The organism is Mesobacillus stamsii, assembly GCF_030814065.1.
Classification (GTDB): Bacteria; Bacillota; Bacilli; order Bacillales; family Cytobacillaceae; genus Mesobacillus; species Mesobacillus stamsii.
Map to the genome: position 1 here is coordinate 1 of NZ_JAUSUN010000039.1, position 20,686 is coordinate 20,686.

The 20,686-nt window shown below is 38.7% G+C and carries 21 protein-coding genes; 4 read left to right on the forward strand and 17 right to left on the reverse strand.

The window, feature by feature from the left end; translation table 11 throughout:
* Window positions 1-341 precede the first annotated feature (341 nt).
* From xylF to J2S25_RS18575, 15 genes are all read right to left on the reverse strand, one after another.
* Entirely contained in the window at window positions 342-1,418 is a 1,077-nt protein-coding gene (gene xylF / locus J2S25_RS18505) for a D-xylose ABC transporter substrate-binding protein (RefSeq protein ID WP_307192579.1), read from the reverse strand.
* Window positions 1,419-1,456: 38 nt separating this feature from the next.
* The gene (locus J2S25_RS18510) at window positions 1,457-3,004 is read right to left on the reverse strand and encodes a response regulator (protein WP_307192580.1); all 1,548 of its coding nucleotides are present in this window, start codon (window positions 3,002-3,004) and stop codon (window positions 1,457-1,459) included.
* Window positions 2,997-4,436 (reverse strand): sensor histidine kinase, encoded by a 1,440-nt coding sequence (locus tag J2S25_RS18515; protein WP_307192581.1) that lies wholly within the window; start codon window positions 4,434-4,436, stop codon window positions 2,997-2,999. Before J2S25_RS18515 ends, J2S25_RS18510 begins: the two co-directional genes overlap by 8 nt.
* Window positions 4,423-5,406, reverse strand: coding sequence for a sugar ABC transporter substrate-binding protein (locus tag J2S25_RS18520; RefSeq protein WP_307192582.1), 984 nt, complete (start codon window positions 5,404-5,406; stop codon window positions 4,423-4,425). Before J2S25_RS18520 ends, J2S25_RS18515 begins: the two co-directional genes overlap by 14 nt.
* Window positions 5,407-5,464: 58 nt before the next feature.
* On the reverse strand, window positions 5,465-5,716 hold the full coding sequence (locus tag J2S25_RS18525; protein WP_307192583.1) for a hypothetical protein: 252 nt from the start codon (window positions 5,714-5,716) through the stop codon (window positions 5,465-5,467).
* Window positions 5,717-6,096: 380 nt separating this feature from the next.
* Complete coding sequence (locus tag J2S25_RS18530) at window positions 6,097-7,272, reverse strand: sugar ABC transporter permease (RefSeq protein WP_044391501.1); 1,176 nt, start codon at window positions 7,270-7,272, stop codon at window positions 6,097-6,099.
* 12 nt (window positions 7,273-7,284) lie between these two features.
* Window positions 7,285-8,805 (reverse strand): ATP-binding cassette domain-containing protein, encoded by a 1,521-nt coding sequence (locus J2S25_RS18535; RefSeq protein WP_307192584.1) that lies wholly within the window; start codon window positions 8,803-8,805, stop codon window positions 7,285-7,287.
* A gap of 78 nt (window positions 8,806-8,883) precedes the next feature.
* The gene (locus tag J2S25_RS18540) at window positions 8,884-9,954 is read right to left on the reverse strand and encodes a sugar ABC transporter substrate-binding protein (RefSeq protein ID WP_431305962.1); all 1,071 of its coding nucleotides are present in this window, start codon (window positions 9,952-9,954) and stop codon (window positions 8,884-8,886) included.
* Window positions 9,955-10,169: 215 nt separating this feature from the next.
* On the reverse strand, window positions 10,170-11,138 hold the full coding sequence (locus J2S25_RS18545; RefSeq protein ID WP_307192585.1) for a tRNA dihydrouridine synthase: 969 nt from the start codon (window positions 11,136-11,138) through the stop codon (window positions 10,170-10,172).
* Between the two features lie 193 nt (window positions 11,139-11,331).
* The gene (locus J2S25_RS18550; RefSeq protein WP_307192586.1) at window positions 11,332-12,717 is read right to left on the reverse strand and encodes a methyl-accepting chemotaxis protein; all 1,386 of its coding nucleotides are present in this window, start codon (window positions 12,715-12,717) and stop codon (window positions 11,332-11,334) included.
* A 235-nt stretch (window positions 12,718-12,952) separates the two neighbouring features.
* On the reverse strand, window positions 12,953-13,756 hold the full coding sequence (gene mutM / locus J2S25_RS18555) for a bifunctional DNA-formamidopyrimidine glycosylase/DNA-(apurinic or apyrimidinic site) lyase (protein WP_307192596.1): 804 nt from the start codon (window positions 13,754-13,756) through the stop codon (window positions 12,953-12,955).
* Window positions 13,757-14,138: 382 nt separating this feature from the next.
* Window positions 14,139-14,468: a hypothetical protein gene (locus J2S25_RS18560; RefSeq protein WP_307192587.1), complete on the reverse strand. Its 330-nt coding sequence runs from the start codon at window positions 14,466-14,468 to the stop codon at window positions 14,139-14,141.
* Between the two features lie 18 nt (window positions 14,469-14,486).
* Complete coding sequence (locus J2S25_RS18565; RefSeq protein WP_307192588.1) at window positions 14,487-14,939, reverse strand: hypothetical protein; 453 nt, start codon at window positions 14,937-14,939, stop codon at window positions 14,487-14,489.
* Between the two features lie 274 nt (window positions 14,940-15,213).
* Window positions 15,214-15,612: a retropepsin-like aspartic protease gene (locus tag J2S25_RS18570; RefSeq protein ID WP_307192589.1), complete on the reverse strand. Its 399-nt coding sequence runs from the start codon at window positions 15,610-15,612 to the stop codon at window positions 15,214-15,216.
* Window positions 15,612-15,857 carry a hypothetical protein gene (locus J2S25_RS18575; protein WP_044391486.1) on the reverse strand — a complete coding sequence of 82 codons (246 nt, stop codon included), beginning with the start codon at window positions 15,855-15,857 and terminating at the stop codon, window positions 15,612-15,614. The genes J2S25_RS18570 and J2S25_RS18575 overlap by 1 nt, the downstream gene beginning before the upstream one ends.
* 287 nt (window positions 15,858-16,144) lie before the next feature.
* On the opposite strand from J2S25_RS18575, the gene J2S25_RS18580 reads away from it, so the two are divergent.
* Complete coding sequence (locus J2S25_RS18580) at window positions 16,145-16,375, forward strand: hypothetical protein (RefSeq protein WP_307192590.1); 231 nt, start codon at window positions 16,145-16,147, stop codon at window positions 16,373-16,375.
* A 59-nt stretch (window positions 16,376-16,434) separates the two neighbouring features.
* On the opposite strand, the gene J2S25_RS18585 is transcribed toward J2S25_RS18580, so the two are convergent.
* Window positions 16,435-16,707: a DNA-formamidopyrimidine glycosylase family protein gene (locus J2S25_RS18585; RefSeq protein WP_307192591.1), complete on the reverse strand. Its 273-nt coding sequence runs from the start codon at window positions 16,705-16,707 to the stop codon at window positions 16,435-16,437.
* A gap of 772 nt (window positions 16,708-17,479) precedes the next feature.
* On the opposite strand from J2S25_RS18585, the gene J2S25_RS18590 reads away from it, so the two are divergent.
* The 3 genes from J2S25_RS18590 (at window position 17,480) to J2S25_RS18600 (ending at window position 19,924) form a co-directional block, all read left to right on the forward strand.
* The gene (locus tag J2S25_RS18590; protein ID WP_307192592.1) at window positions 17,480-18,583 is read left to right on the forward strand and encodes a PfkB family carbohydrate kinase; all 1,104 of its coding nucleotides are present in this window, start codon (window positions 17,480-17,482) and stop codon (window positions 18,581-18,583) included.
* Between the two features lie 318 nt (window positions 18,584-18,901).
* A complete protein-coding gene (locus tag J2S25_RS18595) occupies window positions 18,902-19,624 on the forward strand; it encodes a transposase (protein WP_307192593.1) in 723 nt (240 codons plus the stop codon).
* A 129-nt stretch (window positions 19,625-19,753) separates the two neighbouring features.
* Window positions 19,754-19,924 (forward strand): hypothetical protein, encoded by a 171-nt coding sequence (locus J2S25_RS18600; protein WP_307192594.1) that lies wholly within the window; start codon window positions 19,754-19,756, stop codon window positions 19,922-19,924.
* Window positions 19,925-19,952: 28 nt separating this feature from the next.
* Here the strand turns inward: J2S25_RS18600 and J2S25_RS18605 are convergent, their stop codons facing one another.
* Entirely contained in the window at window positions 19,953-20,309 is a 357-nt protein-coding gene (locus J2S25_RS18605; protein WP_307192595.1) for a hypothetical protein, read from the reverse strand.
* Window positions 20,310-20,686 lie beyond the last annotated feature (377 nt).

The following is a 20,686-nucleotide window of genomic DNA, read 5'->3' on the forward strand; positions in this document are numbered from 1 at the left end:
TAAAGCCAACCGAAATTCATCTCCCACCTACTCATTGGGCTTTAGCCCTTCCCATTCCTTGAGGATGAGAGACTTCTTTCGGAAATCCGTTAAAAATAATCCTTTCCCAACAAGACAAACCTTCCTTGTTCACAATAAAAAAGAACTAAATAATTTGGACAAATTATTTCTTATCCATATAAAAGAATGGATGAGAAAAAACTTGACTAATTAATAAAGAAGTTTATTTTAAATCAGGTGAGATCAATTTTTGCGAAAAGGGAGGTATTTCCAAGTTTATCATCTTGGCTATCTCTAGGATTCTCAATATATGGAGACGCACAGCCAAACGAGCCTTATTTTCATTCCGCTGGTTTTTCATATACTTGATCACGCTGATGAAATCCATCAGCAATAATTGTGTCGTCTATATTATTTTTATCAACAGCAATGGGCGTAAGCAGGAGGGAGGGGATTTCTAATTTCCCATTATTCATCTTCCTATTTGTTTTAACGGTTTCTCCCTCTGCCATTTTTATCGCTGCTTTTGCTGCTTCGTATGCTAATGTTTTTATCGGTTTGTAAATTGTTACTGCTTGAGTTCCTTGAACAATTCGCTGAGCAGCCGCTAATTCTGCATCTTGCCCGGCAACTGGAATTTTTTTCGCAAGCCCTTGTGCTTCAAGAGCTTTAATGACGCCACTTGCTGTCCCATCGTTTCCAGCAATAACAGCATCTATCTCGTTATTATTCGTTTTCAGTGCAGCTTGCATATTGGCATATGCATTTTCAGGAGTCCAATTTTCGGACCACTGATCATACACAATCTGTATGTCTCCCTTATCTATAAGCGGCTGGAGGACATTAAAAACACCTTGTTTCAATAAGTGAGCATTATTGTCCGTATTGGCTCCACCGATGTATACATACTTCCCTTTCGGAACTAATTTTGTTATTGCCTTCGCTTGAAGTTCTCCTACTAACTCATTGTCAAAAGAAATATATAAATCGACGGAGGAATTTTTCACTAACCGGTCATAAGAGATCACTTTAATGCCTGCATTATGGGCTTTATTAACGATGGTTGCCACCGCCTCCGCATTGTGCGGAACAATAACGAGCACGTCCACTCCCGCGCTGATTAACGTTTCTGCGTGGACAATTTGCAAGCTATCGTCTCCCCTTGCTTCACGAATCATGACGTCCGCTCCTAATGACTCGACTGCTTCTTTAAAAAAGTCTCTATCCCTTGGCCAGCGCTCCTCTTCCAACGTATCCATCGAAAACCCGATCTTAAGCTTGTCGCCAGAATCGGCAACCCTTTCATTTTCCGGTTCTTTCTTCTCGTTTTTTGGAGGTACTTCCTCTTCACATGCCGTCAATATCATTAGGAGGAACAAAAGGATCAATAAACCAACTTTCCTTAATGTTGTTGCCATAGCTTCTCCTCCACTGCAAAACTTCTTATGATCAGGGCTTATCTTTCAGTCTCCTTCAAACCAAGCATTGCTTTACGATATTCTCTCGGTGTTACATTGCATAGCTTCTTAAATACTTTGCTGAAGTAATTTGGTTCATGATAGCCCACTTCAATGGTAATTTCCTTAATACTCTTTTCGGGATCGGCTAACATTTTCTTTGCCTTTTCAATCCTGCACTCCGTTAAAAAATCAATGTAATTAATCCCTAATTTTTCTTTAAACATTTTACTAATATAAATGGGGCTCAGGCCTACTTTCATGCTAAGCGTTTCTAACGATATATCCTGTTGGGAATTTTCCATAATATATTGTTTGACTTGGTAAATTGTATCCGCTTCCAAACTAAGATAATGTCTATCAGAAGAATTTTTCATCTCCATCAAAAGATGGATGGTTTCCGAACGCAAATGACGATAATTTGACGCTTGGTAATGAAAAAACGGCGTTGCGGCCTCAATCCCTAAATTGTTGATAACCGACCAGATAGACCATAACGCTGCTAAGATAAATTGTTGTGCTTGCAAAATTTCTATGCCTTCCATCTCGTAAGCGTGAATTAGCTGGCTGAGATTTGTTTTAATTTGGTCCCATTGTCCCAGGCGCACTTGGTCGGAAAGATCTTTTTTTAAATACCGCACCTGCTGGCTGCTGACCGAGTCATTCATAACAGGTATATCTTGATAAAATCGGTATTTAACCGGCAGTGATCGATCGCTGGAAGCAATGATTGCCTCTTGATAAGATGGACGGATCTTATCTAATGCGGGACAGACATTCCCTATGCCAATAAACCATCCTGCTTTCTGCTCCTTGTTTACAGCCAACAAAATATCTCTTGCCAGAGAAATTGCTTGTGATCGATACGATTGTCCATTTCGGAAAATAATAATCGGCAGCTGTCCATCATAGAGTGCACCCATCCAACCGCTTTTCGCTTTCCTGACTATTGTTTTCATTTTTGTGTAAAAATGGTCCATTCCCTCAGGTACAATTACATTCATAACGAATACTTGTCCTGTTGATTGAATTTCAAGCATTTCCAGGAGCATATTTAAGTGAACTTCATGGACATGATCAAACAGCAGCTGTGTTACAACGTCTGTTTCAACGAGAGCCAATGTTCGTTGTAGCATTTCTCGCTGCAAGCTGCTTTCTGCTTGTAGCTCCCTTTCGTTTTCTATTTCTTTCAATACCTTCCCAATCGTTGTTCTAATTTCACTCACCTTACTTGGTTTTAAGATATAATCTTTCGCTCCAAGCTTTAAGGCGGATTGCACATACTGAAAAGTATCATAAGCGGTTACCATGATGAATTTTATTTGAGGAAATTCAGCGAGAATCTGCTCTACAGCTTCCAGGCCATTTATGCCTGGCATTTGGACATCCATTAACACTAAATCAGGTTTAAAGCTAGCAGCTAATTCTACCGCACTATTTCCATTATTGGCTTGTTCAATAATCAAATCCGGGAATGCCCTGTTTAGGATTGCTTCCATCCCTTCCCGTTCTATTTGTTCATCATCCACAATTAAAATTTTAATCATGTACTTCGCCTCTTTGTTTCGGAATTTTTAAAAGGACAACCGTCCCGCTGCCCAAGGAACTTTCGATCTGAATGACGTCATCCCTTTCATAAAAAAGACGCAAGCGCTTGACAACATTACTGAAACCTATTCCTGTGGAATGTCCTGCTGTTTGCACTTGACGTTCCATTAAAATTTGCGTGATGGTCTCCTCAGACATTCCTATTCCGTCATCTTCTATTTCAACTTGCACATATTCATTCATGTCCTTCACATGAATGGTGATGGTTCCCCCGTTAATATTGGGCTCTATTGCATGGATGACAGCATTCTCGATGATCGGCTGCAGGGTGAGTGCGGGAATAGCAACATCTAAGCATGAATCATCGATGTCTAATTTCAGTTGAAGTCGATCTGTAAACCGTGCCTTTTGAATCTGCATATATTGATGGACAACCATCAATTCATCCCTTAATGTAACGGATCGGTCCATTTGCTTTAAATTATAACGCAGAAGGTCAGCCACGCTGACGAGCAAATCACTCACTTCTTCCGAGCCTTCTAGATATGCCTTTTTCGATAGCGTATTAAGTGTATTAAACAGGAAATGGGGATTCATCTGGCTTTGCAGACTGCGAAATTGGCTTTCCTGCAACAAAATTTTGTTCTGCTGCAGCTCATGTTCAAGCTTTGCTTTTTCCTTAATTTGCTGAATTAAATTATTTATGTTTATCCGCATATGATCAAATGTTTTAGCAAGAAAGGCAATTTCATCATTCGATTTGACGGTAATTTCATTATCGAATTTTCCTTTTGCCAATTCACTTGCAGCCTTAGTCAGCTGATTGACTGGACTTGTGATACTTAGGGAAAACCAATAAGAAGCCATGATAAGCAGCAACGATGTTAGTAAAACCATCCATATCGCCAGTTTTACTAACTCAATGGATTGCTCCATTATGCTTCGGTAAAATGGCTCATGTGTTTTAAGTTCCATATCAATCAAGTTGAGCGTCATTTCCGAAATATAGTTACGAATCCGGGTTGTTTCAGCAAGGTCCTTCAACGCTGCCTCGGAATCTCGTTCTTGTCCCATTAATCTGTCAATCGTTTCTATTAAACTGCCCATTAAATGGATGTAATTTGTTAAAGTAAAGTCATTCACTTCATTTCTCACTTTAAATACTTCATATCTAGAAGATTCTAATGCCTTTTTGCTATTTTCTAGTTTCTGTAAATTTTCTGGAGTAGACTGGTTCATATAGTTATTCAAGTCGGTAATTACTTGATTACTAGCACCAGAAACTTCACTTAATATTAAATATCGATTTATAATATCATTATACTTCACTTGGGTTTTGTAGTTATAGAATGTCAGCGCAACCCAAATGATGGACATAATGACAATGACGATCGTTGAAAATGTTAGTATTTTCCTTCTAATGCTCTTCATTTCTGTTATCCTTCAACATGCGAATGTTTGTGAAGTAACCATTACTATCCAGCGGGACCGTTTTTCCATTTAGCCAATTAACAATTTGCTCTACACTTATTTCCCCCATTGTTTCCGGATCTTGCTCGACGACTCCGTCAATTTTGCCATCTTCAAATAGCAGTAACGATTCTGGTCCCTCATCAAAGGTATAAATAAAATATGGTTCAACCTGGAATCGGTTTCCTATTTCCTGTACCATTGGACCAATCATCTTTGCGTTCACAGCGATAAATCCGTCCACATCCGGCACTTTATTTAACTGGTCCCTCATCGTCGTAATGACTTGGTCTTTTGACTCTCCTGTTTCGGCATATTGAATTTTAATTTGCGGATACATTTTTAATGTGGCATAGATGCCCTTTAATCTTTCCTTCTGGTAATACTCATTTTGCTTATCTGCCAGCAGGATCACTTTTCCCTCCGTTCCCATATCACTCAGCAACTGCCTTGCGATTAAACCCCCGGCTCGAAATTGATCAGAACCCACGTAGGTCCTTCTTAAGCTTTCCTTCATTGGAACATCATTAGCAACTGTGATAATCGGAATTCCATTAAAAGCAGCCTTTACTTTGGTGAGTTCTTTAAACTCGTCTGTATCAAGTCCCTGTATGATGATCCCATCCACTTTTGAATGGATTGCCAGTTCAAATTGTTTTAAAAATTGTTCTGAATCATTGCTATAGCTTCCCCAAACTTCCAGGCTCGCCCCTTCTTTCAATGCCTGTCTAGATGCTCCTGTACTAACCTTATTCCAAAACGCAGTATCCATGTCTCTCGTGATGAGAACTAAACGGAAGCGAGTATCTGATTGCTTTTTTGCTTTCGGTAAAGCGATGTCATCGCTAAAGACGATACTGGCTGATACAAAAATAAGATACCCAAGGGAGACAAAGACAAGGCCCATTATCACATACATATACTTTTTCATATTCCTATCTCCCCTTCGTCTTTCGATCATGGTAGTTAACTTGATTCTATCAGCCTGTTTAGTAAACTTCATTAAAAAAATATGGTAAAGATTTAACGAAATCAAAACCCATTCCGATCGTACCATGCCACACCGCCATCAAAAAACGAATTTCAACCCGCGAGGCTTTCTTGACAACTTTTCGCTTGCAACCCCCAAACCTGTCAAAATAACTTCGTATTCTTGTCCAGCACCAGCTCATAGTCCAAAGCTTGGGCAAACCGTTGGCCGCTATCTCCTCGAAACGCTTTGAAACAAATTTAAAGAACATTTCGTAGACTCCTCAGAACCTATTATTTTTTAACATAGTACAATGGAAATGTATTGTAACGCTGATGGCATGGTCTGCACATCCTGTGCCTCAGTGGTCCGACTGATGAAGTCGTCCTTTGACTTCATTGGAGGACCGAAGCGTCTTGAGGAGTTAGGAGCCATAGCTAGACAAGCGACTCGATGAATGTTTTCATACAATAAAACGGATGAATAGAAAGCATTCTTGCATAACTAAACGCTAAAAAATTTTTATCGAACAGACTCCTAGCCCTAAAAGACGCGGATTTCCCTCCGTCGGATAGATTCCTTGGCGTTGGTACTGTAAAAGGGAAAAAGGCTTCCCCAATGATCTTGGTGAAAGCCTGTAAAAAGAGGCGATTAGTTTCCTTTTCTTCTTGTGATTACGTCGAAGATTACCGCTAAGGCTAATACGCCGCCTTTAATCATATATTGATAAGAAATCCCTACACCGAGCAAGTTCATTCCGCTCGTTAAGGAGGCCATTACAATCGCTCCGATGATCGCTCCTGTTACTTTCCCTACTCCACCTGCAGCAGATACACCACCAACATAGGCAGCTGCGATGGCATCTAGTTCAAACAGTGTTCCAGCAGTCGTTGTTGCCGACTGAAGGCGTGAGGTAAATAGAATACCTGATAAAGCGGATAGCAAACCCATTGAACCAAATACAATGAGCGTAATCTTGTTCACGTTAATTCCGCTTAAATGAGCAGCTTCTGGATTGCTTCCGACCGCATAAATATGTCTTCCCATTACCGTCTTTGTTGTCAGGAAATGATAGACAAGCACGACTAATAAGATAATTATCACTGTCCAAGAGAAGCCATTATAGCCAGCTAAGATCCAAGTGATTGCAGCAATGATAGCCGAAACGAATACAAGCTGTAAAATGAAAATCTGCTTGGAAACTACTTCAAAATTATACTTCATTTTGTTTCGGCGAGTGGAGACTGCACTAAAATTGTAAAGGATTATTCCAAGTACACCAATTAATAAAGATAGCAAGTGAAGCCCGTTAATTTGCACAATAGAGGGAATATAGCCATTCCCAATTGCATTAAAAGCATCATTTTGAACGATGATGGTTCCAGTCTTTTCTGTTACTTGAAGAATCGCACCGCGATAAATCAACCAGCCTGCCAATGTTGCAACAAAAGCTGGGATCCCTACTTTTGCTACAAGAAAGCCTGTAAATAAACCAGCAATCGTACCAAGAATTAAAATGATCGGAAGCACAATGTATACAGGCAGATGATACTGCATGAGTAAAATCGCCGCTATCGCTCCAAGGAAACCCGCTAAAAATCCAATCGATAAGTCAATATGACGAATGACAATGACCAGCATAACTCCGACAGCCAAAACCGCAATATAGCCGGCAGAATCTAGTAGGTTACTAATATTTCGAGAAGAAATAAACAATCCATTCGTTAATATGGTAAATATGAGAAAAATCACCAATAAGGCAATATACATCCCATAATCACGAATGTTTTTACTGATTAACGTTTTTAAGTCGTTTATTAAAGTCATTGGTTTAACCTCCTATTGTGTTGCAAGTTGCATTATTTTTTCTTGGTCGGCGTTTTCTATTGGCAATTCGCCTTTGATTTCTCCTTCGCCCATGACATAAACTCTGTCACTCATTCCCAATACTTCGCCAAGCTCAGAAGAAATCATGAGAATACTCATTCCCTCTTCAATCAGCTTGTTCATCACCGTGTAAATTTCAAATTTAGCGCCTACGTCAATCCCTCGGGTAGGCTCATCTAATATTAGGAGTTTAGGGCCAACAAACAGCCACTTGCCGAGCGAAACCTTTTGTTGGTTCCCGCCACTTAATTTGCCAACAAGCTGTTCTAAAGAAGTTGCTTTAATGTGTAATGAAGTTTTATAGCGATCTGCTACTTTTATCTCTTCATTCTCATTGATTACTCCATTGGCAGAAATTCTTTGTAAATTCGCGGCAGAAATATTACTTTTAATATCTTGCAGTAAAAACAACCCATCCCCTTTGCGGTCCTCGGTTACATACGCAATCCCAGCTTTAATTGCCTCACTCGGATGATTGAACGCTTTTGGCATTCCATCTAACAGTAAGTCACCTTGCAGTTTATAAGCTTTCGCGTTTCCAAAGATACTAAGGGCAAGTTCCGTTCGACCAGAGCCCATTAAGCCTGCCAAACCAATGATTTCACCTTTTTTAACATGTAAATTCGCATTCTTCACTACATGTCTGCCAAGCTTTTGGTCATAGGCAGACCAATTCTTTAACTCTAGTACTTTTTCATCATGGGAATTCTTCACCCGTTTTGGATAGATATCTTGAATTTCTCTTCCAACCATATTTTTGATAATGGTGTTTTCTGTTATCTCTCCCTTTGAAGCATCCAAGGTTCTGATTGTTTGTCCATCACGAATGACAGTCGCACTATCTGCTATCGTAATGACTTCCTTCAGCTTATGTGAGATCATGATGCAGGTAATCCCTTGTTTCTTTAGTTCTTTCAGCAGCTTTAATAAATTTTCACTGTCATCCTCATTTAAAGCTGCAGTAGGTTCATCGAGTATAAGAAGTTTTACGTCTTTGCTTAGCGCTTTGGCAATTTCAATTAACTGTCGTTTCCCTACTCCCAAGTCTTTAACAAGTGTTTCCGGGTTAACGTCGAGGTTAACCTTTTCAAGCAATTTTTTTGCTTCCACAATCGTCTCATTCCAGTCAATCAAAGCCCCTTGCTTGATCTCATTGCCAGTGAATATATTTTCATACACGGTGAGATCAGGAAACAGAGCCAACTCCTGGTAAATGATCACGATACCGGTATTCACACTATCGTTAATCTTATGAAATTGCTGTACCTTCCCCTCGTAAACAATTTCCCCTTCATACGTCCCGTAAGGATAAACCCCGCTAAGCACTTTCATCAGAGTCGATTTTCCCGCCCCGTTTTCTCCAACCAGGCAGTGAATTTCACCCTTCTTCACTTTAAAATTGACATTGTCGAGCGCTTTAACTCCTGTAAATTCCTTTGAAATTTGCTTCATCTCCAGAATATATTCGCTCATCTTCATTCCCTCCAACCAATACAGCTATAATAACTACGTGACCGCATCTAATTGAATGCGATCACGTAGTTTTATTTTTTACAGTCCTTTAAATTCACTGGCTTTATAGTATTCTGAATCAATTAATTCTTTCTTAACATTCTCTTTGTCTACGACGATCACGTTTGTTTGTTTCGCTTTTACATCGACTTTCCCATTATTGTAAGATCCAGTTGTAGTTGGTGTTTTTTTATCTAAAATGTCGATCGCCATACCCATTGCGTCTGCAACTAGTGTTCGAACATCTTTAAATACTGTCATAGATTGCTTGCCATCAAGGATGTATTGAACGGAAGCTTTCTCGGCATCTTGACCAGTTATTACGAAACTCGAAATGTCAGAGTCTGTTCCGAAAACATCAGCAATAGAACGAGCGGTTCCATCGTTTGGAGCTAAGACTGCTACATCCCCTTTTAAATCCGCTCCAGCTGCTGTTAAGTGTGTTTGCGCTTTATTTTTTGCTTCGTTTGGATCCCAGTTTGTTGTAACCTGCCCCAAAATTTTTCCTAACTCATCACGAGTAAGTTCTTGCTTATCTTTTAATGCTTCTGCTTCTGTAGAGTTAGCGATTACAAAAGTGCCATCTGCAATTTTTGGCTGAAGAACTTTCCAGGCACCTTCAAAAAATAAAAATGCATTGTTATCAGATGAAGCACCAGCATAAAGGTATAACGGGACGTTCGTGCCTTTTACACTATCTAGTAAGTATTGACCTTGTGCAGCACCTACTGCCAAACTATCAAACGTTACATAATAATCGACTGCATCTGTCTCTGTAATTAAACGATCATAAGAAATAACGGTTACGCCTTCTTTTTTCGCTGCTTCAACCGCTGCACCAGCTGCAGCACCATCATGTGGAGCAATAATTAATACTTGGATCCCTTTGTTAAGCAAAGTTTCTACATTTTCTTTTTCCTTTGCCGAAGACCCTTGGCTGAACAAAATTTCTGTTGTGTAATCTGAATTAGCTAAAGCATCTTTAAAGCGTTGCTCATCCTGCACCCATCTCGGCTCATCCTTTGTCGGAAGAACAATGCCTACACTTACTTTACTGCTTCCGCCAGTTGTTCCACTGCACGCGGCCAACATTCCAGTCAGCACGGTCATAACGATGAAAATAGAAAATAACTTCCAAGTTTTTTTCACTACTATTTCCCCCTATAGTTGAAATTGATTTACTACATTTCCATCATATAGCGGAACATCCTCTTTGAAAGCGTTAACATAGAGTAATCTTTTATCATCTTAAGTATTTTTTTATCTTTTTTACGCAAAAAGACGGAACCATGTCATCTGATTCCGCCCATTCGTTTATTTTGCCACTAATCCAGATTCTTTGACGCAAACTTACCAAGCAATTCACGCACTTCATTTGTCGACTTCGTGTTCATTAATTGATTCCTCAACTCGCTTGCTCCACGGAATCCTTTGACATAGATTTTGAAAAAGCGGTGAAGTGCGGTGAACGGCCGCAGTTCTAAATGAGAGTATTCATCATGGAGATCCATATGCAAGCTTAGGAGATCGAGCAGTTCCACCGTGCTATGTTCCTTCTTCTCGCTTTCAAAGGCAAATGGATTGTGGAAAATGCCGCGTCCGATCATTACCCCATCAACACCATATTGATCCACTAGCTTTAAGCCAGTTTGACGGTCAGGTATGTCTCCATTGATCGTTAAAAGGGTATCAGGCGCCACCTCGTCGCGCAGTTTCTTAATTTCCGGAATCAGCTCCCAATGCGCAGGCACTTTGCTCATTTCCTCCTTTGTGCGCAGATGAATCGACAGATTAGCAATGTTTTGTTCAAGGATGTGTTTCAGCCAAGCCTGCCATTCGTCTACTTCCGTGAACCCAAGCCTTGTCTTAACACTTACCGGCAAACCGCCTGCCTTTGCAGCCTGAATTAATTCTGCTGCCACATCCGGACGACGAATCAGGCCGCTACCCTTCCCGTTCTGTGTCACATTTGGTACTGGACAGCCCATATTGATATCCAACCCTTTAAAGCCCATTTCCGCCATCCCAATGCTCATTTGCCGAAAGTATTCAGGCTTATCTCCCCAGATATGAGCGACAATTGGCTGTTCATCCTCGGTAAAAGTCAAACGGCCGCGCACGCTCTGGATCCCCTGCGGATGACAATAACTATCCGAGTTTGTAAACTCTGTAAAAAAAACATCAGGTCTCGCTGCCTCACTCACCACATGGCGAAAAACGACATCCGTCACTTCCTCCATTGGTGCCAGTATAAAAAAAGGCCGTGGCAAAGCACGCCAGAAATTTTCTATCATCCTTGTTCCATTCCTCTCAGGGATATTCTAATATTTGACCCCAAAATCAAAAAGCAGAGTGCTCCTAGTCCTTTTACACTTATACCATGCAGGAGTACTTTCTATCAAATTGATTGAAATGGTAATTTTATCTTTCTGTCATTTTTGCAGACTAAGCCTTGCAAAATTTAAATGGATTGGTCAGAAAACGGGCCTAAATTTTAAAATCCCCTATTAACTCTTCTAATTCATCCGCCATGTTTGTAAGTTGAGTGATGGAACAACTAATATCTTCAATCGATGCATAATGTCCCTGGCTAAGCTCAGATATGTTTAGGATACTTTCCGCTGTTTGTTTCGTAGTTTTTGATGTGTAATTAACCGTTGCTGCCACTTCATCCGTTCCTGCTGATACTTCTTCTGTCACGGCAGAAATCTCTTGCAGCTCATCTGTAATTTCATGGATTTTATCTAAAATAATCTCAAACGAATGTTTCGCTTGGCGGACAACTTCTTCGCCATTAGTTACTTCTTGTTTCGTTTTCGTCATATTCTGAATTGATTCAGATGACTCCTTTTGGATCAAGGCAATTAGCCCTGCTATTTTCCCAGCGGACTGTTTGGATTCTTCCGCAAGCTTTCGCACTTCCTCAGCTACAACGGAAAATCCTTTTCCATGCTCCCCTGCTCTTGCAGCCTCAATACTAGCATTTAAGGCTAATAAATTGGTCTGATCAGAAATACCATTTATCACACTAACAATTTCTCCTATTTCATTTGACCGTTTTCCTAGAAAAGAAATGGTATTAGCAGTATTTTCAACTGAGGAATGGATTAATTGCATTTGATCGATTACTTTTTGGATAGAATGATTCCCTTCATCTGCTGCTTTTTTCATATCAACTGAATTTCCAGCAACTTTAATCGTTTTATCTACAACACTTAGGATCCTTGTATTCATATCCTCAATGGATTTTGCCCCTTCCTGTGCTCCTTTTGATAAGTTTTCCGTACTCGAAGCGACTTCCTCCATCACCGAAGTTACTTGCTTAGTTGCACTTTGAAGTTTAGTGGATGTGGCAGAAATTTCTTCGATGGAAGCTGTTACGTTTCCCGACATTTCATGAATCTTTGAAATAAGCAATCTCAAGCTTTTCGACATCGAATTTATTGTTTTAGATAGTGCTCCCATTTCGTCCTTTCGATTTTCATCTAATTCTTCAACCCGTAAATTCCCGCTAGAAATTTGTTTTGCCACAAGGACCATTTCATTGATTGGTTTCGTCAACAGGCGGGTGATATAGAAAATAACTAGAAAACTAGCGAGAACAGCCACAACCAAAATACTATATAAAGCATTGATTGAAGATGCCACATTGTTTTCACCATTTCCAATTGAATTCACAACATCCCTGGTGGCTATTTCGCCATTTTCATTTAGATTTAATTGTTGTAATACATTCATATCTTGATGGATTTTAGTGAAATCCATATTAATCGTATGTAATTCATTCAATAGCATTAAAAAACCACCAACAAAAATCAATAAAATTGCTGAAAAACCAATCACTAATTTTATTTTTACCGAAACATTTTTCATGATATCCTCCGTCTTATGTACTAATATAATTGTCAAAAATCCAACTTTATTATCACATAATTTCATTAAAAAGGCAGACGGTATGGATTAAAAAAATTTCATTTTGGTACGTTACGAAATTTGAAAAATTAAAACCAAAAGCCCTTCTCCTAATTGACGGGCATCCCATTTTCCATATTGTTATCCTGTTTCCTCTCTCCTTAGACCTATTAGTGCGGAATTTCAACTCCGTCATTCATCGTTGGCAATTGGGGCAAAAGTACGTTTTCCGTGAAGAGATTTCGCTTTTTATAATGGAAGCATTACAACGAGAACACGCTTCTCCTTCTCTGTCGTAGACATAAAACTGGTAGCCTCCTGTTTTGCCATCACCTTTAAAAAGCGGGTTTTCCATATAACCACCTTGTTCGATTCCTCTTTTAAGGATAAACTGAATCGAATGATATAGCCGTGATAGTTGTTGATCATCAAGCTCATTGATTTTTTTATCAGGGCGAATCTCTGCATGCCATAGAATCTCATCAGAATACCCATTCCCTATCCCAGCCAGCACTTCTTGATTGATTAATGTTGTTTTAATTGTCCCCTTTCTTTTTTGCATAATTTGCTGAAAGGCATCCACTGTAAAATCAGGATCTAACACTTCAGGTCCCAGTTTTTCTAATTCCTCCTGAACCCCTTTAGCTGATAAAAGATGAAGATAGCCCAATCGCAGTCCAATAAAATATAAATGTTGTTCTCCGAATGAGAGTTTTACTTGAATGGTCCTATTTGGTTTATCTTCCTCTTTGCCAAAAAACATCCATCCGCCAAGCATCAGGTGCAGTAATAAGCATTTCCCATTCTGCAATTGAAATATTAAATACTTAGCTCTTCTGGAAATCGTTTTTATAGCTTGATTTGAAATTTCCATTGAAAATTGGTCAACTGGTAGATTAATCGACTTTTCCCGCCCGATCTCAACATTCGTAATTTTTTGCCCACCGATCAACGACCCGAGCAAAGTTTTATATGTTTCCATCTCTGGCAATTCAGGCATCATTCTGTCCTCCATTTTACAAGTTGTTTATACAGTATTTCCTACTGGTGAGGTATTATAAATGGCTGATTTTCAGCAGCATGAGATATGGGGACGATTCCGGTTTAGATTTAAACGACTTTATCAATTAGTATATTTTCCTGAAACGACAAGAGCCTTATCCACCAAAGGATAAGGCTCTCCAATTTATTCTAATACAATTTTCGCAACAGCTTCACAATGCGGTATCACATAACTCTTATACAATTTATCAAATGAATGTCACCGTTTTAACCTAATAACGAAACCTATCCCCGAAGGGTAGACAGCTATTCTCCTGTTTTTCTGTAGCCAACTAACGAGTACAAAAATCACACTCATTTCTAAATGTCCTTGAGTATAACTACCGACTTGAGTTTGTTATTTGTAAAAATTCCTTTTCACTTTCTATTATGATCGGTGAATAAATATCTGAATAATTGGTATCGTATCGTTTGTCTAACCATCTGACAAAAGTATTGATCATTGATAAAATTGCTTTTTTCTGAGAAACCGTTAGATTATTGTTTAAATCTAGGTGTATTTTGGAAATGAGAAGTTCCCAAGAAACTTTAGAACATGCATTCAAAGATCCAATACCCTCTTCCAAAGTAGAAAAATAGTCTACTAGATAACTCAATCCATTTTCATAATTAGCTATTGTCCCCTTTGTCTTCCCATTTGTTTTTTCCATAAAGAAGTCTACAATATCTTACCCGTAAAATTCCGTTGCTGTTTCAGGTGTAAAACCTAACTGTTTAAAATAAGGAATTTCTCTATCAATAATTTTCACCGCATCTTTCGGCCTTATAGTTTGGGCGATGCTTGTTTCCCTGGTTGCATAATTACTAACAAATGGAGAAAGTGGTAAACCTAGATCCTTCCGAATCCAATTGAAGTCTTCTGTATGTTTAATTGCCCCCTTGAGCTCTCTAGCAATCATATAGCTATTAAATTCATATTGTTCCAACCAATGTTCAAGCTCATCCATTCTACCGCTTTCCACCATTTCCTTTGACGATAATCCGTCGAACTGAGGTATGGATAAATCTAGTTTATCTAACTTTAAACGAGATTGGGCATAAAGTGAAAAACATTGTGGAGTATCTGTTGACAGCAAAACATAGTAATGTTCAAAATTAACGGAAACTGGAATATTATGCACCTTTTTATCCTCCTTCCGCAGTTTCATATCAGTAGAAAATTATTTTGCCCAATTTTCAAATTTAACAATCTTTTCCGGGTGATTACTTTCAAGTGTAAGCTCTTCATCCTTTACAACAATGTCCCCATAGGAAAAAACTAACAAAGCTCTTAAAAAATAATTTTTAAGCGATATACTTTCTTCAATACACTGGCGCTTTGTAGGAATTAAAAATCCCAATTTCCCATTTGTGGTGATGGGAAATTGGGATTTTTAAAACTGGATTGTCAAATCGTTATAGCAAATCCTCAGCTTTACTCTTTGATGGATATAATTCTAACTTGTCCATATCCACTATAAAATTGTAGGTCATTAAAATATCCAACCCTAGAAGTCCATTATGATCTTTTGGAAGAACTCCCACATCAATTTCAATATTCTTTATATTAAATTTATCAATTTGAATCTCATCCATTACTTTAGTATAGAAAGGAACTGAGCCGCCTATCCCATATGCTTCATAAATATCGTCGCCATTTTCATATATTACCCCTATTTCTTCTAAAACATCTGGGCTAATAACCGTGTGAGAGGAGCCTGTATCAATAATCATATCATCGATTTGTAGCGTTTTTCCTCGAAAAGTAATAATAAGTGATGTTGTAATAAGCTGTCCATCAAACGATATTTTCATTAAATTCGTCTCACTCTCATCAACGGATCTTTACGTATATGAACGATACAGTTCTCATTTGATGTATGGTAAACAATGTTTCCTGGTTCTACTTTAAAAAACTCTTTATTAGCATTTTCATCTGGAATGGAACGAATGGGTGCGACTTCATCAATAATTTTTTTTTCATCTTCCTCATGATAATCAAGAATTGATACTAAAACAAACTGATTAGGAAATAATTCTCTAACTTCCTGCCACTTCATATTTCATCCCTCCCATTTCCTTTATTATAAGCTATAACTAATTGCATATCATTAATCTAAAAGTGAAATTTAAGTTACTTTAATCGATCTTGAAATTGGCTAAATTTACTTCTGTATGACAATGATTCTTTTCTATCATTTTTAAACTTCTTATTTATTCAAGAAAAGGGCGCCAAGGGACACAGGGACAGGTACCTTGTCCCAATTCTAGAAAGGCTTCGTGGAGAGAAATCTCTGCGGGCTTTTCTTTTGATAGGTTCGAAAAACATAGAGATTTAGTTGGTGCTATGAATATTCGATATACACCTGTGATTGAAACTAAATCAATGGAGCATCTGCTCATGCAAATCGAGCGCTATGCTGACGGCAATCTTTCCACAAGCAAAGGCTCCATCCACACAATGAACGTCGCCTCCATCTTCGCCAGAGAAGTGGAACCCAGCCAAATCCCTTTAAAGAAAAACCAATTCGCGACAATAAATGAAAATAAATCCTACAGCACAAAAGACTTAGAATAACCCGATCAAAAAAAATCCGCCAAAACACATAGCCCAGATGGATTTTTGTTTATTCATTCTCACACCACCCAGCCACCCGACACCCACACCCCATCCACCTTGTATGTAACCACCCAACCATACCAGTTGTAACAAAATGGTGGGACAAGGTACCTGTCCCTGTGTCCCTTAATCGTTTTTATAGCTTGATTTGAAATTTCCATTGAAAATTGGTCAACTGGTAGATTAATCGACTTTTCCCGCCCGATCTCAACTTTCGTAATTTTTTGCCCACCGATCAACGACCCGAGCAAAGTTTTATATGTTTCCATCTCTGGCAATTCAGGCATCATTCTGTCCCCCTATACTTGTTTATAACAGTATTTCCTAGTGGGGAATTCTTATCATTTTCCCTGCATTCATTTTATGGATAGATTTTTTTGCTGAATACCTTTTACCACTATCCTGAAAGGGTTTCTACTTCCTTAAAGCTGACCACCACTCACGTCATATAATTCTGATGTTCATTTAACACACGTACAATTTGAACTTTATCAATTTCTATACGATAAAAGACATAATTCTTTTCTAAAATATATATCGATAATCCGTTTACGCATCAATAAGTTTGCCTAATTCAACACCAGATACATGATTTTACTCTACCCTCATTTTTCGTAATGGAATCCACTGTCTCTACGTCGTTCAGCCCAAGTCGTTCTTTGAAAATCAGCAAACCAAGTGCACGGCCGTCAATCCCTTGTATCTCCGAGTGACTGGATAAGCTTCTTCCACTTCCGCCCAAGGGATGAGCGAGGCAATGGCAACCCAGCGGTTATCCGGGTTAGACGCACTCCGAATGATAGGAAAAAAATCGTCTGACAAGATCATCTCATTGTTCGTTGTGCTAATACATGGTAAGCCCTCCAAATACATTTTTTAGGTTTTTTCGTCTCAATTGCTTTTTTTCCTTTATATTCGCCAAAAAGGGTTTCAACCCTTTCTTTTATTGGCTTAGAATAGTTGTTCAACAGCCCCTATTTACATGTCTTACTAATTTCTGTATGATAATAATATATATTAGTCTGAAATCTTAACACATGTTTAGATTTAGAGGGAGTCTCCATGTCTAAAAAAGAGAAATTAATTTTATATCACATTAAACAAAATCCCTACATATCCCAGATTGAACTAGCTCAAATATTAAATTTATCACGGTCTGCTGTTGCTGGATATATATCTTCCTTAATGAAACAAGGGAAGATAATAGGAAAGGCTTATATCGTTGAAGAAGAAAGTAGAATTATCTGTATTGGTGGAGCAACAATTGATAGAAAGGCGTTTCCTATCAAGCCCATTGAATTTGGAACAACAAACTTAGTATCATTTAACCGTTCGCCAGGTGGCGTTGCTAGAAACATAGCCGAAACATTAGGTAGACTTGATTGTGTAACTTCTTTAATAACAGCAGTTGGTGATGATGACCAAGGAAGATGGCTTTTAGATTACACACAAAGACACCAAGTGGATGTAAGCCAATCATTCACATTGAATGGAAATACAGGATCTCATACCTCAATTTTAAATACTAATGGGGAAGTCATTCTTGGTCTAGATGATATGCAAATATGTGATAATGTTAATTTTTCAATGATTGATAAACGTTGGTCACATATTGGTTCAGCTCATATCATTTTTTTAGACTTAAATTTTCCGCAAGAAGTAACTACAGAGATTATAAGAAGGTGCTACTTAGAAGATCGCTTCTTGTGCGTTACTCCGATTTCTACTACTCGAGTAGAAAAGCTTCCTAATGACTTGCAAGGGATTAACCTACTTATTGTCAATAAGCTTGAAGCTGAAGCTTTAACATCGATTATAATTAATGAAGTTAAAGAGGACTGCAAAAAAGTTTGCCAAGCTATTCAAGAAAAAGGAGTAAAAAAAGTTGTCATTAATTTAGGACGACAAGGACTTTTCTTTAGTACAGCACAGAATAACTATAAGCATTTATCTGTGGAGAAACGAAGGTACAAAGATAAAACCGGTGAACGAGACGCTCTAATCGCCGGAGTATTATACGGACTTATACAGGGAAGTACACTAGAAGAAGCTTGTAAAATGGGTTTAGCCCTCTCTACATTAACGATTCAAACACAGTATACAGTCAATCCTAACCTTACTGCAAAAGACATTGAAGAGTTTGTCGAGAAAGAATTTTCTAATTAGAAGAAGGCTACCGCGCTGAACGATAGTCTTTTTCTTTGTAGGTATTATACTTTGATTAATATATTCTGCAGCTCTACAATGAAAAATCCATAGAGCTATTTTCGATGTACGTAAAGCCGCATCAGATAAGGATTATTGAATTAGCATAAAAAAACTTTCCCCCACAAACAGAGGTAAAAACAAGAGGAAATAGTTGTAAAAATACGGGATCGTTAAAAAAAGCACCCCAAACAACAAAAAAACAGGAAAAACCGCACTCAAGTGGAATTAGATAGTTAATCATGACAAAAACGATCTAACCACTGGGAGGTTTCCTGCATGGCTATTATATCACAAATGAGTCTGTTTTCGTGGAAAGAACTTGGTGAACTTGGAGATTTAAATCGATTGCGTCTGGTACTCGACTATATGCCAGACGAAGAGTTGATGAAAAAGCTTGAAAAGAATCGTGGAAAGGGTCGAGACGATTATCCAGTTAGGGCTATGTGGAACTCGGTGTTAGCAGGTATTGTGTTCCAGCATGATAATGTTGAGAAATTACGTCGAGAACTTGGGCGTAATGGACAGTTAAGGGATATGTGTGGATTTGAAGGGCAAGTTCCAACGTCCTCGGCATACACCCGTTTTTTAAAAACACTTATGGACCATGAAGAGTTGGTGGATCAACTCTTTGAGCGACTCGTCCAAGGTATAACGCACCTATTACCGGATTTCGGTAAACATTTAGCTATGGACAGTAAGGGCATCCCCTCGTTTGCCAAACATAAGAACAAAGAGGAAATGGAGGATGGGCGGCGTGATTTAGACGCAGATTACGGGAGAAAAGACTACCGTGGTGTGCATAAAGATGGGCGTCCTTGGGAGAAAATTGTGAAGTGGTTTGGCTACAAATTGCATCTTGTGGTAGATGCAACGTATGAGCTCCCTGTAACGTTTAACCAGAGCGTCCGCCTCGGATATTATCGAAGGTCATGCGATCTTGAAGCAAATGGAGGAAGAGCAACCAGGTCTTTTAGAAACGGCCGAGATAATGGCATGTGATCGGGGCTATGATGATTCGAAGCTAAATGTGGCATTTTTGGATCAACACTAGATCAACAAATAAACGCATTTTTACACCCATTGACCGATCAAGTTACAAGTGAGAAAGGGGGTACAGCTGTTGAACGTATGAACAGTCGATTAGATGTCTCGTTCGGCTTTTTTGAACTTCATACGATTCGTGGCATGGCAGAAATGAAACCGCGCACTGGATTGGCACTTTGTGTCATGTTAGCCATAGCGTTAGGGCGAATAAAAGAAAAACAACCTGCAAAAATGAGGAGCCTCGTTTGCGCCTGATCATTTTCAGTATCCACATGGGAATAGCCTATCCAGAAGTAACCATCCACAAAAAGCTTTTTGTGGATGACAGGATACGCCTGTCCCTTTTCAGGGGATTTTTGGGACCCTTTGGAAATGGGGGGGAACCTCTTAAAGTGCCGTTTTGGCCAATGAAATTCGCATTTTGGCGTTTTTTATTTTTCACCCTTTTTGAGAAAACATTATCAACGCAAAAAACTCCCATAGGAAATCCCTTGAACAATATTGAATAAAGAAGAAGATTAAAATCTATAGCTGTTCCGGTGAAAACTGTACCAAAACCACTAATTGAAGAAAGAACGATTGCCATTGCTAAGACAGCTTCAATCCCATCTTTTCTTAACCATAAATTAGTCCACTTCAAAAAGGAGGTTAACTGCTAGCAAAGAGTAAGAAGGCTAATCCAATTCCAGCTAAGCTCCCGCCAAGTTACGCATATAAAAGGTTAAAATAAAATGTTATTTCCATTAATCGGACCATTCATCAAAAAGCCACAGATAAAAAAGTGTATATCTATATCTAGTTAACTTCAGCAAATGTTTCATCCCATCAAAAACATTGACGTGAATGTTTACATATTCTATTTTTAATCACTAGTGTTGCATAAATAATGTCACAATTTTCAGTTTAATAATTTTCATCTTTAAGAGCCAAAAAAGTAATTACCTAATCAAAGGTGGCTCCATCCATTTGGAAATTATTTTACAATTAGACTAGAGTGACAGCGGCACCTTGCTTTTT